This window comes from Aggregatibacter actinomycetemcomitans, from assembly GCF_003130205.1.
Lineage (GTDB): Bacteria > Pseudomonadota > Gammaproteobacteria > Enterobacterales > Pasteurellaceae > Aggregatibacter > Aggregatibacter actinomycetemcomitans_A.
The window spans coordinates 18,794-33,912 of the sequence record NZ_NRDF01000008.1 but is presented as its reverse complement, the minus strand read 5'-3'; the positions used below and the strand labels follow the sequence as shown (position 1 = coordinate 33,912).

11 protein-coding genes are annotated in these 15,119 nt (G+C 46.2%); 6 read left to right on the top strand and 5 right to left on the bottom strand.

The window, feature by feature from the left end; translation table 11 throughout:
* Positions 1-54 precede the first annotated feature (54 nt).
* Positions 55-1,299, bottom strand: a complete 1,245-nt coding sequence (pepT, locus tag DK423_RS07165; protein WP_005558059.1) for a peptidase T — start codon at positions 1,297-1,299, stop codon at positions 55-57.
* A 263-nt stretch (positions 1,300-1,562) separates the two neighbouring features.
* On the opposite strand from pepT, the gene potA reads away from it, so the two are divergent.
* The 5 genes from potA (at position 1,563) to cdd (ending at position 6,546) form a co-directional block, all read left to right on the top strand.
* A complete protein-coding gene (gene potA / locus DK423_RS07160) occupies positions 1,563-2,681 on the top strand; it encodes a spermidine/putrescine ABC transporter ATP-binding protein PotA (RefSeq protein WP_005558057.1) in 1,119 nt (372 codons plus the stop codon).
* Entirely contained in the window at positions 2,665-3,525 is an 861-nt protein-coding gene (gene potB / locus DK423_RS07155) for a spermidine/putrescine ABC transporter permease PotB (RefSeq protein WP_032996744.1), read from the top strand. Before potA ends, potB begins: the two co-directional genes overlap by 17 nt.
* Positions 3,525-4,298 carry a spermidine/putrescine ABC transporter permease PotC gene (gene potC, locus DK423_RS07150; protein ID WP_109043932.1) on the top strand — a complete coding sequence of 258 codons (774 nt, stop codon included), beginning with the start codon at positions 3,525-3,527 and terminating at the stop codon, positions 4,296-4,298. Before potB ends, potC begins: the two co-directional genes overlap by 1 nt.
* A gap of 130 nt (positions 4,299-4,428) precedes the next feature.
* On the top strand, positions 4,429-5,526 hold the full coding sequence (locus tag DK423_RS07145) for an extracellular solute-binding protein (protein ID WP_032996742.1): 1,098 nt from the start codon (positions 4,429-4,431) through the stop codon (positions 5,524-5,526).
* A gap of 123 nt (positions 5,527-5,649) precedes the next feature.
* Complete coding sequence (gene cdd, locus DK423_RS07140) at positions 5,650-6,546, top strand: cytidine deaminase (protein WP_005558047.1); 897 nt, start codon at positions 5,650-5,652, stop codon at positions 6,544-6,546.
* 78 nt (positions 6,547-6,624) lie between these two features.
* On the opposite strand, the gene serS is transcribed toward cdd, so the two are convergent.
* Positions 6,625-7,941, bottom strand: coding sequence for a serine--tRNA ligase (gene serS / locus DK423_RS07135; RefSeq protein WP_005558045.1), 1,317 nt, complete (start codon positions 7,939-7,941; stop codon positions 6,625-6,627).
* Positions 7,942-8,250: 309 nt separating this feature from the next.
* Between serS and DK423_RS07130 the strand changes: the two genes are divergently transcribed.
* Positions 8,251-9,918: an anaerobic C4-dicarboxylate transporter gene (locus tag DK423_RS07130; protein WP_061886603.1), complete on the top strand. Its 1,668-nt coding sequence runs from the start codon at positions 8,251-8,253 to the stop codon at positions 9,916-9,918.
* 381 nt (positions 9,919-10,299) lie between these two features.
* Here the strand turns inward: DK423_RS07130 and DK423_RS07120 are convergent, their stop codons facing one another.
* The 3 genes from DK423_RS07120 to DK423_RS07110 all read right to left on the bottom strand — a co-directional run bounded on the left by DK423_RS07120 (position 10,300) and on the right by DK423_RS07110 (position 15,116).
* Positions 10,300-11,640 (bottom strand): replication-associated recombination protein A, encoded by a 1,341-nt coding sequence (locus DK423_RS07120; RefSeq protein WP_061885914.1) that lies wholly within the window; start codon positions 11,638-11,640, stop codon positions 10,300-10,302.
* Positions 11,641-11,652: 12 nt separating this feature from the next.
* The gene (gene lolA / locus DK423_RS07115) at positions 11,653-12,270 is read right to left on the bottom strand and encodes an outer membrane lipoprotein chaperone LolA (RefSeq protein ID WP_005558038.1); all 618 of its coding nucleotides are present in this window, start codon (positions 12,268-12,270) and stop codon (positions 11,653-11,655) included.
* Between the two features lie 98 nt (positions 12,271-12,368).
* Entirely contained in the window at positions 12,369-15,116 is a 2,748-nt protein-coding gene (locus DK423_RS07110) for a DNA translocase FtsK (RefSeq protein ID WP_005558036.1), read from the bottom strand.
* Between the last annotated feature and the right edge of the window lie 3 nt (positions 15,117-15,119).

The window sequence follows — 15,119 nt, the reverse complement described above, 5'->3', positions numbered from 1 at the left end:
AAACATAACCTCTTGTGGCTACATAAAGTGCGGTCCTTTTTACAAGCATTTTTATCATGACGCCTTAGCCGCCAGCTCTACCAGTTTTACAATCACATTCACCGCGTCTTTCATACCTTCCAGGGTAATCAATTCGTGTTTGCTGTGGAAATTGTAGCCGCCGGTGAAAATGTTCGGGCAAGCCAACCCTTTTTCTGCCAGCCAGGCGCCGTCGGTGCCGCCGCGAATCAATTTATGGTTGGGGGTAACACCACATTGTTGCATCGCCAAATCCGCCAATTCAATGGATTGCGGGACTTTTTTCACCGTTTCGTTCATATTTTTGTAGCTGTCGGAAATCGTTAATTCAATGGGTTTCGGCAAACGTTTTTCACGATTAAATTTTTCCACCAACGTTATAATGAATTGTTTGCGTTGCTTAAAGGCATTCCATTCAAAATCACGAATCAGGTAATGCAACTCCACTTTTTCAATGTCGCCGGAAAAATGATTTAAATGGAAAAAACCTTCGCGCTGTTCGGTATTTTCCGGTGTTTCCGCCGCCGGGAACGCATTTTGAAACTCACACGCCAACGTCAGCGCATTCACCATTTTTTTCTTGGCGGCACCGGGGTGAATGTTGCGCCCGTGAAATGTGATTTTGGCGGAAGCGGCATTAAAATTTTCATATTCCAGCTCGCCCACCGCGCCGCCGTCGATGGTGTACGCCCAATCACAAGGGAAATCGTCAAAAGGAAAAAACTGCATACCCAAGCCGATTTCTTCATCGGGTGTGAAAGCGATACGGATATTGCAATGGGGCAGATTTTCCATTTTTAGGCGATAAAGTGCGGTCATAATTTCCGCTATTCCTGCTTTGTTGTCCGCGCCTAATAAGGTGTTGCCGTCGGTTACAATCAGGGTTTTTCCCGTTAATTGGTGCAGGAAGGAATAATACACAGGGCTGATAAACTCTTCGCCGATACCAAGAGCAATATCGCCGCCGCGATAATTTTCAATCACTTCCGGCTGAACGTTTTTGCCGCTACAGTCGGGCGAGGTGTCTAAATGCGCAATCAAACCGATGGTCGGCGAATCGGGAGCCACATTGGAGGGCAAAAATGCGGCGAGAACCGCGTGCTTGCTTAATTCGATATCCTGCAAGCCCAAAGCGATAAGCTCCTGTTGCAAATGTTTGGCCAATACCAACTGCCCTGGCGTACTGGGCGAAACTTTGGCACCGGGCTTGGATTGCGTGTCGTAACTCACATAGTTGAAAAAACGCTCCAATACGGATTCTTGAGATAATAAATCCTGCATTATTCTTCTCCTGTTTTGAGTATTTTGCTTTCCGAAAAAATGCATTGAAAAATTGCTGTTAGTCTAGCCGTAAAATAATGACAGTTCCTTGATATATAACAAATATCCGACTTTTTATGAAAAATCACTATTAATTGCTTTTCATTATGTCCCGATCGCTATATCATTAGCGTTCATTTTTACAGTCGCCGCCTGCATTTTGTAGGCATTCGTTTCTAATTTATATCGAAACATTCGGTACATTAGGGAGAAAACCAAAGCTAGTGGAAAATACAGTTCAAAACAAGCCAATTATCGAGCTTCGTTCCATTACTAAATCCTACGGTTCCAACACCATTATTAAAGACTTCAATTTAACCATTAATAACGGTGAATTTTTGACAATTCTCGGCCCCTCCGGCTGTGGCAAAACAACAGTATTGCGTTTGCTTGCAGGCTTGGAAGAATTAGATTCGGGCAACATCATTTTGGACGGTGAAGACATCACCAACGTGCCGGCAGAGAAACGCCACGTTAACACCGTATTCCAAAGCTATGCATTATTTCCGCACATGACCATCTTTGAAAACGTCGCTTTCGGTTTGCGTATGCAAAAAGTGCCGGAAGCGGAAATTAAACCGCGCGTATTAGAAGCCCTGCGCATGGTGCAATTGGAAGAAATGGCGGATCGTAAGCCGACCCAGCTTTCCGGCGGTCAGCAACAACGTATTGCCATTGCCCGAGCGGTTGTAAATAAACCTAAAGTCTTATTACTCGACGAATCCCTCTCCGCGCTGGACTACAAATTGCGTAAACAAATGCAATACGAACTGAAAGTGTTGCAGCGTCAATTAGGCATTACCTTTATTTTCGTGACCCACGATCAGGAAGAAGCGATCACCATGTCCGACCGTATCGTGTTATTACGTAAAGGTAAAATTGCGCAAGACGGCTCTCCGCGTGAAATTTATGAAGAACCGGCAAACCTGTTCGTCGCACGTTTTATCGGCGAAATTAACGTATTTGACGCCACCGTGATTGAACGTAAATCGGAAAATGTGGTGCTGGCGAACGTGGAAGGTCGCGTTTGTGATATTTATACGGACATTCCGGTGGAAAAAGATCAGCAGCTTCAAGTGCTGCTTCGCCCGGAAGATATTGTAATTAAAGAACTTGACGAACACGAACATTCCAAAGCCATTATCGGTCATATTATCGACCGCACTTATAAAGGCATGACCTTGGAATCCACTGTAGAATTTGAACACAACAGCAAACGCGTGCTGGTCAGCGAATTTTTTAACGAAGACGATCCACACATGGATCACAGTATTGGTCAACGTGTAGGCATTACGTGGCACGAAGGTTGGGAGGTTGTACTCAACGATGAAGATAATCAATAATAAATTCCAGAAAATTACTGTTGCGATTATCTTCAGCTGGCTAATCTTCTTCGTGCTGATCCCAAACTTATTGGTATTAGTCGTAAGTTTTTTAACCCGAGATGGTAGCAACTTTTATACCTTGCCATTTAACTTTGAAAACTACATCAACCTGTTTAATCCGCTTTATGCGCAGGTAGTGTGGAATTCATTGTATATGTCGATCATTGCCACCATTATTTGTTTACTGATCGGCTATCCGTTCGCCTTTATGGTGAGTAAAATTCACCCGAAATATCGACCGCTCTTATTGTTCCTTGTAGTGCTACCATTCTGGACAAACTCGCTTATTCGTATTTACGGCATGAAAGTGTTCCTCGGCGTGAAAGGCGTGTTGAACACCATGTTATTGGAATTGGGCATTTTGAGTGAACCGATTCGGATTCTGAACACCGAAGTGGCGGTGATTATCGGTTTGGTCTATTTGCTTCTGCCGTTCATGATTCTGCCGCTCTACTCCGCCATTGAAAAATTAGACGGACGCTTATTGGAAGCGGCAAAAGACTTGGGGGCAAACGCGTTCCAACGGTTCTTCCGCGTGATTCTGCCGTTGACCATGCCGGGCATCGTTGCCGGTTGCTTGTTGGTATTATTGCCGGCAATGGGGATGTTCTATGTAGCGGACTTACTCGGCGGCGCGAAAGTGTTGCTTGTGGGTAACGTGATTAAGAGCGAATTCTTAATTTCCCGTAACTGGCCGTTCGGTTCCGCAATCAGTATCGGATTGACCATTTTGATGGCATTACTCATCTTGGTGTACTACCGCGCGAATAAATTATTGAACAAAAAAGTGGAGTTGGAATAATGAGCCGTTTACTACGCAATATCTTTATGTTTGTGGTATACGCTTATTTGTATATCCCGATTGTTATTTTAGTGACGAACTCTTTCAATTCAGACCGCTACGGTTTAAGTTGGAAAGGCTTCAGTTGGAACTGGTACGAACGTTTATTTAACAACGACACCTTAATTCAGGCGGCAATTCATTCCGTCACCATTGCCTTTTTTGCTGCAACGCTTGCAACAATCGTTGGCGGCTTAACGGCTATCGCGCTTTATCGCTATCGTTTCCGTGGTAAACAAGCGGTGAGCGGTATGTTGTTTATCGTGATGATGTCGCCGGATATCGTAATGGCGGTATCTTTACTGGCTTTATTCATGGTTGTAGGCATTTCTTTAGGTTTCTGGTCATTATTATTGGCACACGTGACTTTCTGTCTGCCTTACGTTACCGTCACCATTTTCTCCCGCTTAAACGGCTTCGACTCAAGAATGCTGGAAGCGGCGAAAGATTTGGGGGCACGTGAGATCACGATTTTACGCAAAATCATCCTGCCGCTTGCCTTACCGGCGGTGGTGTCCGGTTGGTTGCTAAGTTTCACTATTTCACTGGATGACGTTGTGGTTTCCTCCTTCGTGAGCGGTGTCAGCTATGAAATCCTGCCGTTACGTATCTTCTCCTTGGTGAAAACCGGGGTAACGCCAGAAGTGAATGCCCTTGCAACCATCATGATCGTGTTGTCATTATTATTAGTCATTGCCAGCCAATTTATCGGCAAGAAACACAAAGACATCTAGACATAATAATGCTTCACAAATAATTTAATAGCACATACAATACGCCTTGACGCACAATCAAGGCGTTTTTTTATACCTGCATTTCATACAGGTGGTTTTTTTACCCCTCTTTTACGGAGAACAAACAAAAATGAAAAAATTTGCCGGTTTATTCACCGCAAGTATGATCGCTGTTGCACTTACCGGTTGTAACGATAAAGACAACAAGCAAGCGCAAGCAACGCCGGAAGCCCCTAAAGCTGAAGTACCCGCAAATGATACCGTGTATCTTTACACTTGGACTGAATATGTACCGGATGGTCTTCTTGATGAATTCACCAAAGAAACCGGTATTAAAGTGATCGTTTCCAGTCTCGAATCCAACGAAACCATGTATGCAAAAATCAAAACCCAAGGCGCAGCCGGCGGTTATGATGTTATTGCGCCTTCTAACTACTTCGTGTCCAAAATGGCACGCGAAGGGATGTTAAAAGAACTTGCTCACAGCAAGTTACCTGTCATTAAAGAATTAGACCCTGATTGGCTCGACAAACCTTACGACAAAGGCAACAAATATTCTCTTCCGCAATTGTTAGGCGCACCGGGCATTGCCTTTAACACCAACACCTACAAAGGCAGCGATTTCACCTCTTGGGGCGATTTATGGAAACCTGAATTTGCCAACAAAGTGCAACTATTGGACGATGCCCGCGAAGTATTCAACATCGCGTTATTGAAAATCGGTCAGGATCCGAACACACAAGATCCGGCGATTATCAAACAGGCTTACGAAGAATTACTGAAATTACGTCCGAACGTGCTTTCTTTCAATTCCGACAACCCGGCAAACTCTTTCATTTCCGGTGAAGTGGAAGTCGGTCAGTTATGGAACGGCTCCGTACGTATCGCGAAAAAAGAACAAGCGCCTTTAGACATGGTGTTCCCGAAAGAAGGTCCAGTACTTTGGGTGGATACCCTCGCTATTCCGGTCACCTCTAAAAACCCGGACGGCGCGCACAAATTAATTAACTATATGTTGGGCGCAAAAGCGGCGGAAAAATTAACCTTAGCTATCGGTTACCCAACCGCTAACCTTGAAGCGAAAAAAGCCTTACCGAAAGAAATCACCGAAGATCCGGCGATTTACCCATCTGCCGACGTACTGCAAAAAAGCTACTGGCAAGATGATGTAGGCGATGCGATTCAATACTACGAACAATATTATCAAGAGCTGAAAGCAGCGAAATAATTTGTTCCGACACAAACAAGAGAAGCAAAAGTGCGGTTGAAAATTCATGTAAAATTTCGACCGCACTTTTTTATTGTGAAAGTGCTAAGATAAGAAAAATAATACGTAGTAAAAGGAGATTTTATGTCGGCACACATTTCAGACAAGATTCAAAATGCCGTAGGCAAGATTGAACATACTGCCTTGGCACAAGATGTTTGGCATATTTTGCAGGAACAAAAATACGTCGGATTTCTACCGCACTTTGCCGTGCAACACCTGTGCAATAAGCATCAAATCACGCCAAAACAGCTCGCCCTGCAACTCCTGCCTATCGCCGCCTGTTATGCCACCACGCCGATTTCGCATTTTAATGTGGGTGCGGTTGTGCATGGCATCGGCGGCGATTTTTATTTCGGTGCCAATCAGGAATTTTGCCGAACGGATATTCAACAAACCATTCATGCGGAACAAAGCGCCATTAGCCACGCTTGGATGCGCGGTGAAAAACAACTGACCGATGTCACGGTGAACTACACGCCGTGCGGACATTGCCGCCAGTTTATGAATGAATTGAACAGTGCGGAGACGCTACAAATTCACTTGCCGCACAGCCAAAACAATTTATTGCAGCATTATTTACCTGATGCGTTCGGCCCGAAGGATCTCAATATTCGGCTGCATTTGCTGGACCAACACGATAATCAATTATCCCTGAATACCGACGATCCGTTGGTGTTACAAGCGCTCACCATGGCAAACCAGGCTCATGCGCCGTATTCCAATTCTTTCCACGGCATTGCCATCCAAACCCGAAATCAGCATATTTATCACGGCAGTTATGCGGAAAATGCCGCCTTCAATCCAAGCCTACCGGCAATGCAGGTGGCATTAAATCATCTGATTTTAAGCGGTGAAGAAGTTGAGAATATCGTTCGTGTCGTGATGGTGGAAAAATCCGACACGCTTCATTACAAAGCCATGGCGGAAGAATTACTCGGCACATTGAGTGAAGTGAAACTGGCGTATTTTGCCGTATAAAGTGCGGTGGATTTTGACCACGTTTTTTAAGACAGGATATAGCAATGTGGGTGCAAACGCACCCACAAGTATTTCAGATTATTTCGCGGATTTGCCAATCACGTCCAATCCGCCCATGTACGGACGTAAGACTTCCGGCACGGTAATGGAACCATCGGCGTTTTGGTAGTTTTCCAACACCGCCACCAAAGTACGTCCTACCGCCAAACCCGAACCATTTAAGGTGTGCACCAGACGGGTTTTCTTGTCGCCTTTTGAACGGCAACGGGCTTGCATACGGCGGGCTTGGAAATCCCACATATTGGAGCAGGAGGAAATTTCACGATAGGTATTTTGCGCCGGCACCCACACTTCCAAATCGTAGGTTTTGCAGGAACCGAAGCCCATGTCACCGGTGCAAAGCAATACTTTACGATACGGCAAACCGAGCAACTGCAACACTTTTTCCGCATGACCGGTCAATTCTTCCAACGCCTCCATGGATTTTTCCGGCTCAACGATTTGCACCAATTCCACTTTATCAAACTGGTGCATACGAATTAAGCCGCGCGTATCACGTCCGTAAGATCCCGCTTCGGAACGGAAACACGGCGTATGTGCGGTCATTTTTAGCGGTAAATTTTCCGCCTCTAAAATTTCACCGCGCACCAAATTGGTTACCGGCACTTCCGCCGTCGGAATCAAGCCATAAGTGCGTTGCACCTCGTTTGGGTCTTGCCCTTCCAACGGTTTGGTGTGGAATAAATCTTCGCTGAATTTCGGCAACTGACCTGTGCCGTAAAGGGTGTCGTGGTTCACCAAATAAGGTACGTAGGCTTCGGTGTAGCCATGTTGTTCGGTGTGCAAATCCAACATAAATTGCGCAATGGCGCGGTGTAATTTGGCAACTTGCCCTTTCATCACCACGAAACGGGAACCAGTCAATTTCACCGCCGCCGCAAAATCCAAGCCTTGCAGATTTTCACCCAGGGTTACGTGATCTTTCACCTCAAAATCAAATTTACGCGGTTCACCCCAGCGGGACACTTCAAGATTTTCGCTATCGTCTTTGCCTAACGGAACCTCATCGGCGGGAATATTAGGAATGTTTAAGGCGATGTCATTTAAGGCGTTTTGTACTTTATCCAATTCAACTTTACCCTGCTCCAATTCTTCCGCCATGTGATCCACTTCCGCCAACAAAGGGGCAATGTCTTCACCACGGGCTTTTGCCGCCCCGATGGCTTTGGAACGGGCATTACGCTCCGCCTGTAAATTTTCGGTTTTAACTTGTAATGCTTTGCGTTGTTCTTCTAATTGCGTAATTTTTGCCGTATCCAGCACGAAACCGCGTTTAATTTTTAATTTTTCAGCCACTTCCGCCGGATTATTGCGTAATAAATTCGGATCGATCATAAGTTGTTACCTTTATTCTGTTGCTAATACCATATTGAAAACGGTGTTTATTCTATATCGTATTAACAAAATAGACTAGCAAAAACATAGACTAAAGTGCGGTCGTTTTTATGAACGTTTTTTCCCTGCCCGTTAAAAATTTTTGCCAAAAAGCTTAAGCGATTTAGTGTGCTAAACGCTGAATTCCTAATGCCCGGAATTTTGATTTATCGCAACAATCTGCATAATTCTACTACTTAAGAAGTAGCCTTAATGTTAGACTAACGCCGATTTTTTAATCACAAAATAACATTCATTTCCGGAGTATTTATGGAGTTTTTATCTAACCTCAGCGAAGGCAGACAATTTGCTATCCAGCTTGCCATCGTCTTAATCTGTTTGTTCTACGGCGCGAAAAAAGGCGGTATTGCACTGGGTTTACTGGGCGGTATCGGTCTGATTGTATTGGTCTTCGGCTTTGGCATCGAACCGGGGAAACCGGCAATCGACGTTATGCTTACCATCCTCGCCGTAGTGGTCACATCCGCAACATTACAAGCCAGCGGCGGTTTGGACGTGATGTTGCAAATCGCAGAAAAATTGCTGCGTAAAAATCCGAAATATGTGAGTATCCTCGCACCGTTCGTTACCTGCACCCTCACCATTCTTTGCGGTACCGGTCACGTGGTTTATACCATGTTGCCGATTATTTACGATATCGCCATTAAAAATAACATCCGTCCGGAACGCCCGATGGCGGCGAGTTCTATCGCTTCCCAAATGGGGATCATCGCGTCTCCGGTATCCGTTGCGGTAGTGACCTTAACCGCGTTCTTGGTGAATGCGCAAAATCACTTAGCCGGTTTCGACGGTTATTTGGATCTGTTAAAAATCACCGTGCCATCCACCCTTTGCGGCGTATTGGCGATCGGCATTTTCAGCTGGTTCCGCGGTAAAGATTTAGATAAAGACCAAGAGTTCCAAACGAAGTTAAAAGATCCGGAATTCAAAAAATATGTGTACGGCGACAGCACGTCCCTGCTGGATAAAAAATTACCGCAATCCAGCTGGAACGCCATGTGGATCTTCTTCGGTGCCATTATCATCGTTGCCTTGCTGGGTTACTTTAAGGATTTGCGTCCGTCCTTTGAGAAGAGCGCACCGGCGCAGGTGGTTGAAGTGGTATCCGATAATAAAGCGGTACAAAGTTTCAACGTAAAAGAAGGCAAAATCGTTGCCCTTGCCAAAGACGGCAAAGTGGCGCTTGACGTGAAAGACAGCAAAGCCAAAGCACAAACCGCTTATGAAAATGTTGAAATCTACGACAACAAAGGCGTGTTGACACAGACCTTATCTGCGCAAGATAACAATGTGATTATCACCGCCGGCGATAAAACGGACACTATTGCCAACGCCACCATCGCGCTAAAAGATACCGCGCAGAAAAAAGTGACGTTAGGCATGGTTCACGTTATCCAAATTTTCATGCTGCTAGCCGGTTCATTAATCATCATCTTTACCAAAACCGATGCGAGCAAAATCAGTAAAAATGAAATCTTCCGTTCCGGTATGATCGCATTAGTTGCCGTATTCGGGATCTCCTGGATGGCGGAAACCATGTTCACCGTCCACACCCCAATGATGAAAGCAGCATTAGGCGACATCGTAAAAGCCCACCCTTGGACTTACGCCGTGATGTTGCTATTAATCTCTAAATTCGTAAACTCACAAGCCGCCGCCTTAGTTGCCTTTGTGCCGTTGGCATTGAACATCGGCGTTGACCCGGCAATCATCCTCGCCTTCGCCGCCGCCTGTTACGGCTACTACATTTTACCGACTTACCCAAGTGACTTGGCGGCAATCCAATTCGACCGCTCCAGCACCACCCACATCGGTAAATTCGTTATCAACCACAGCTTTATCCTACCGGGCTTAATCGGTGTGATTACGTCCTGTATCTTTGGATATATCTTTACGGGAATGTTTGGGTATTTGTAATTTAGGTTGATTTAACCATTATTGAATGGAAAGGCTAGTTCGTTGGGAGTAGCCTTTTTTATTTGTTATTTTCTTTGCAGATAAACATTTTCTTAAGTGCGGTTAAATTTTGGAGCGTGTTTAAAGTAATCCCCTAAAAAACAATAAGAAAACCAACCGCACTTTTTGCCATGCTCCAACGGGGTCCCCATCTGAACCGCCTGAGCGACTTGCAATTTTTAGCTAAATTTCGCTTGTCTGAGCGTAGCGAGTTCGAAATTTAGCGTTAAAAAAATTGCAACTAAGCGAAGAAAAGCGGTGAAGCTGGGGTGCCTTTTTCTTTGCTTACTTTCTTTTGGGCAAGCAAAAGAAAGTAAGGCGCCTCGGGCGAAATCCCGATACCTATTTATATCGCTTCTTACCACTTTCCTGATCCAGCCCCCGCAGCCATTCCAACTTCTCCTTTATCTTAATTTCCATGCCTCTGGTAGTCGGGAAATAGAATTGGGTGTCTTTCAGTTGTGGCGGGAAGTAGTTTTCGCCAGCGGCGTAGGCGTTGGGCTCGTCGTGGGCGTAGCGGTATTCGGCGCCGAAGCCGAGGTCTTTCATGAGGTTGGTCGGGGCGTTGCGGAGGTGTTCGGGGACATCGAAATCGGTGGATTCGGTCGCCAATTTTTTGGCGGCTTTGAAGGCGAGATAAACGGCGTTGCTTTTCGGTGCGACGGCTAAATAGACGATGGCTTGCGCAATGGCGCGTTCGCCTTCGGCGGCACCGACGCGGGTGAAACAATCCCAGGCGGCGAGCGCCACCTGCATAGCGCGCGGGTCGGCGTTGCCGACATCTTCCGAGGCAATTGCCAATAAACGACGCGCCACATAAAGGGGATCGCCGCCGGCAGTGATAATGCGCGCATACCAATATAAAGCGGCGTCAGGGGCGGAGCCGCGAATGGATTTGTGCAGCGCAGAAATAAAATCGTAGAAACGGTCACCTTGTTTGTCGAAACGCGCCTGCTGTTCGCCCAACACTTCCGTGAGTAAAGTGCGGTCTAAAATTTTGCCGTTTTCCGATTCACCTGCCATATCCACCATCATTTCCAGGCAATTCAAGGCAAGGCGTGCGTCGCCGTTGACATATTCCGCCAATAGAGACAATAAATTCTCTTGTAAATTTAACCGCACTTTTCCCAGACCGTTTTCCGGGTCATCAATGGCTTGCTGTAAAACATGTTCGATTTCCTGCGCGGAAAGCGGTTTAAGAATGTAAACCCGCGCGCGGGAAAGCAAGGCGTTGTTGAGTTCAAAGGAGGGATTTTCCGTGGTGGCGCCGATAAAAATAATGGTACCGTCTTCAATGTGCGGCAGGAAAGCGTCTTGCTGGCTTTTGTTAAAACGGTGCACTTCATCCACAAACAAAATGGTGCGTAAACCCGCCAGTTTATTTTGTTTGGCTTTGTCGATGGCTTCGCGGATTTCTTTAATGCCACTGGTGACGGCGGAAATACGCTCCACTTCCGCGTTAATGCGATGGGCGATGATCTCCGCCAAGGTGGTTTTGCCGGTGCCGGGCGGGCCCCAGAAAATCATGGAATGGACATATCCCGCTTCAATGGCTCTGCGCAACGGTTTTCCTTCGCCCAATAAATGGGACTGACCGCAATATTGCGCCAACGTGGTAGGGCGCATTCTTGCGGCGAGCGGGCGAAAATCATTTTCGTTGAAATCAAAGCTGAAGTTAGACATGCTCGAACCCGCTTACTTTTTCCGTTGGTCGTCTAACTCGACGCCTTTCGGCACGCTGAATTTAAACAATCCGTCGTCTAAATTTTGGTTGGTAATATTGCGCAACACATATTGATTGGACTGCCCGTCTCTTTCAATGATGCTAAAGCCCTTTAATACGCCGTTCGGATCAATACGAATATCAAATTGTTTGATGTTGCTGTTTTTTGCTTTCGGGGTTAACACGAAGGTATCGTCTTTTTGCTGAACGGTATATTGCGCCCAATGGCTTTTATCATCGCTGGTCAGCAACACGAACGGAGTATTGTTCACCGTATCCTTCACCCAATTGGCGGTGACCTGCTCCACAAAAGGATCGTAGAACCACAAAGTTTGTCCGTCGGCAATGATTTGGGTTTCCTGCGGAGCTTTGGTGTCCATACGGAATAAATTCGGGCGTTTGATTTGCAATTTTCCGTTGCCTTGCTGCACGTTTTTACCGTTCGCCGAACTCACGGTTTGCGCGAAATCCGCACTTAACACATCCACTTTGTTTAAGCGGTTTTGCAGCTCAGCATCGGCATTTGCCCAAGCCACAGAAGAGAGACCAAGCAGAGAAAGTGCGGTCAGTTTTAGCAGTGTTTTTTTCATAGCGTTACCTATATTCCATATAAGAAGGTGCATTCACACGCACCTTGAGATTTGTTCATCAATGGATAAATAAACTGTTGTTTAATGCATATCACGGATTAATAATCCGTGCCGCGCGCCAACACTTCACGTTTACCATTTTGCACCGGCGAGACAATACCCTGTTCTTCCAGTTGATCCATAATATTGGCAGCACGGTTAAAGCCTACGCGAAAACGGCGTTGAATCGCAGAAATAGATGTGGTGCCTGTGCTGACCACGAACTCTACCACTTCATCAAACAACCCATCGGTTTCGCTACCACGCTCACTTAAACGTTCCGCGCCCGCATCTTCCTCATCGCCCTCTAAAATGCTGTCAATGTAATTCGGTTTACCGCGTGCTTTCCAATCATCTACCACGCGCACGACTTCATCATCAGTCATAAAAGCACCGTGAATACGGACTAGTTCGGTAGAACCCTGTGGGGAATACAGCATATCGCCTTTACCCAATAAGGATTCCGCACCGCCTGCATCAAGAATAGTACGCGAGTCAATTTTAGTCGCCACGGTAAAGGCAATGCGGCTCGGCACATTGGCTTTAATCAAACCGGTAATCACATCTACAGAAGGGCGTTGGGTTGCCAAAATTAAGTGAATCCCAACCGCACGGGCTTTTTGCGCCAAACGTGCGATAAGCTCTTCCACCTGTTTGCCTGCCACCATCATCAAATCGGCGAATTCATCCACAATCACCACAATGTAACTCAGTTTTTCCAACGGTGGCGGCAAAGTGTCCATGGAATCGCCCGGCTTCCATAACGGGTTCGGAATCGGCATATTTAATGCCTCATATTCATCAACTTTCTCGTTAAATCCTTCAATATTACGCACCCGTAAAGCAGACAATAATTGATAACGACGCTCCATTTCGTCTACACACCAGCGCAACGCGTTTGCCGCTTTTTTCATGTCTGTGACCACTTCCGTTAAAAGATGCGGAATATCATTATAAATAGACAATTCCACCACTTTCGGGTCAATCATGATGAATTTCACTTCTTCCGGTTTAACACGGTAAAGCAGGCTTAAAATCATGGTATTTACGCCGACAGATTTCCCGGAACCCGTGGTCCCTGCCACCAATAAATGTGGCATTTTAGCAAGATCCACCACCATTGGTTTGCCGCTAATGTCTTTACCTAACGCCATGGAAAGCAAGGCTTTGGAATTGCGGAATTCATCGCTGTCCAACACATCGCGCAACGGTACTATTTGACGGTGATCATTCGGCGTTTCGATACCGATATAAGGTTTGCCCGGAATCACTTCCGCCACACGAATGGAACGGAACATCAGAGCGCGTGCCAAATCCGTATCCAATCCCGTAACTTTGGAAGCTTTCACGCCGGGATCCAATTCCAATTCATAGCGTGTCACCACCGGTCCCACTAAAACATCTTTGACTTTCGCTTTCACATTGAAATTGCGCAATTGTTGTTCAATACGTTGTGAGGTTTCGACAATTTCCGCTTGAGTAATATCCTGTTCGCGGATCGGACGATGTTCCAATAAATCCAGGCTCGGCAACGGCGTCGTCGGCTTTTCGATGTTCTTTTTATGTTGCTGAAACGCAGGGTGAATCAAGGAATTGCCGTAAGGACGATAATTGGCTGTCTTCGGTGCGGTTTCCGCCGTTGGTTCCTGCACAATTTGCTGATAGACGTCCTGCACACCCATGTCTTTCGCGCGCTGTTCCATTTCCCGCAAACGTTGTTGCTCTTGCGCAGCAAATTGGCGGGCAAGTTCGCTTTGTTCGGGATCTTCCTCCGCCAGGTTGACTGCCGGTTCAGCCAACGACACGCTCGGCATATCCTCTGACGTCGCAAATTTACCGCCAAAATCAACCGCACTTTTCTCTTCACCAAAGGCATTTGTTTGCTGCCATGCCGGAGTGAAATCCTGTTGCGTCAACAATTCTGCCTGACCGCGCTGCATAGAAATACTCACATTCGGCAAGATTTCCTGTTGTTCAAAATCGTATTTAACGAATTCACCAGAGTTTTCCGATGCAAAAGCATTGACCTCGTTCCCATTATTCATCGGCACATGAAACATATCCTGCGCTTTTGGTAAGCCGGAAATATTAATGCGATCCGCAGGATTGACCAATTCGGTAGGCTGCTCCATCGCTTCCTGCGCTGGAGTTTTCCCAATCACGATCTCTTCCGGCGGCTCTGCCATGTGCGCTTCCTCACTTTCAGTTTCGTCGGCTTTTTCCAGGTCTTCAGGCGGATTTTGCATGGTCAGCCAACGGTAAAATTTCATTAAGAGACGAATAAAAGAAGCACCGGAGCAGAAAATAAAGCCCACCACCGCAAAAATCACAGCAAGCAAGGATACACCGAATTTGCCTAAACTCGGGTATAAATTCAGGGTCAAGCTACCGCCCAACACGCCTCCCGCCAGGTAAGACGCCGGGTTATTCAGTGAAAGTGTGGCAAGCATGGTTAAACCGCAAAGCAACAAAATGAAACCGAACGAACGCAGTGCGAATTTAATCCAAGTGAGACTTTCCACCCGCTTGGAACGAATTAAATAAACGGGGATAAAAAATAAAATGAAAGGGATCAAATTGCCTATGTAGCCGAAAAATACAAAAAACAAATCCACAAACCACGCACCGAACGCGCCCGCTTTGTTGATGGTTTCCGGCGCGAAGCCGGAGGTTGCCCAAGAATTGTCCAGCGGCGTATAGCCTGACCAGGCGATAATCAGATAAAAACCGAAAAGTGCGGTCAATCCTAACAGCAAATGTAATAGGTAATACTTCGGCGAAAAATGCCCGGTAATATGTTTAATCATGCG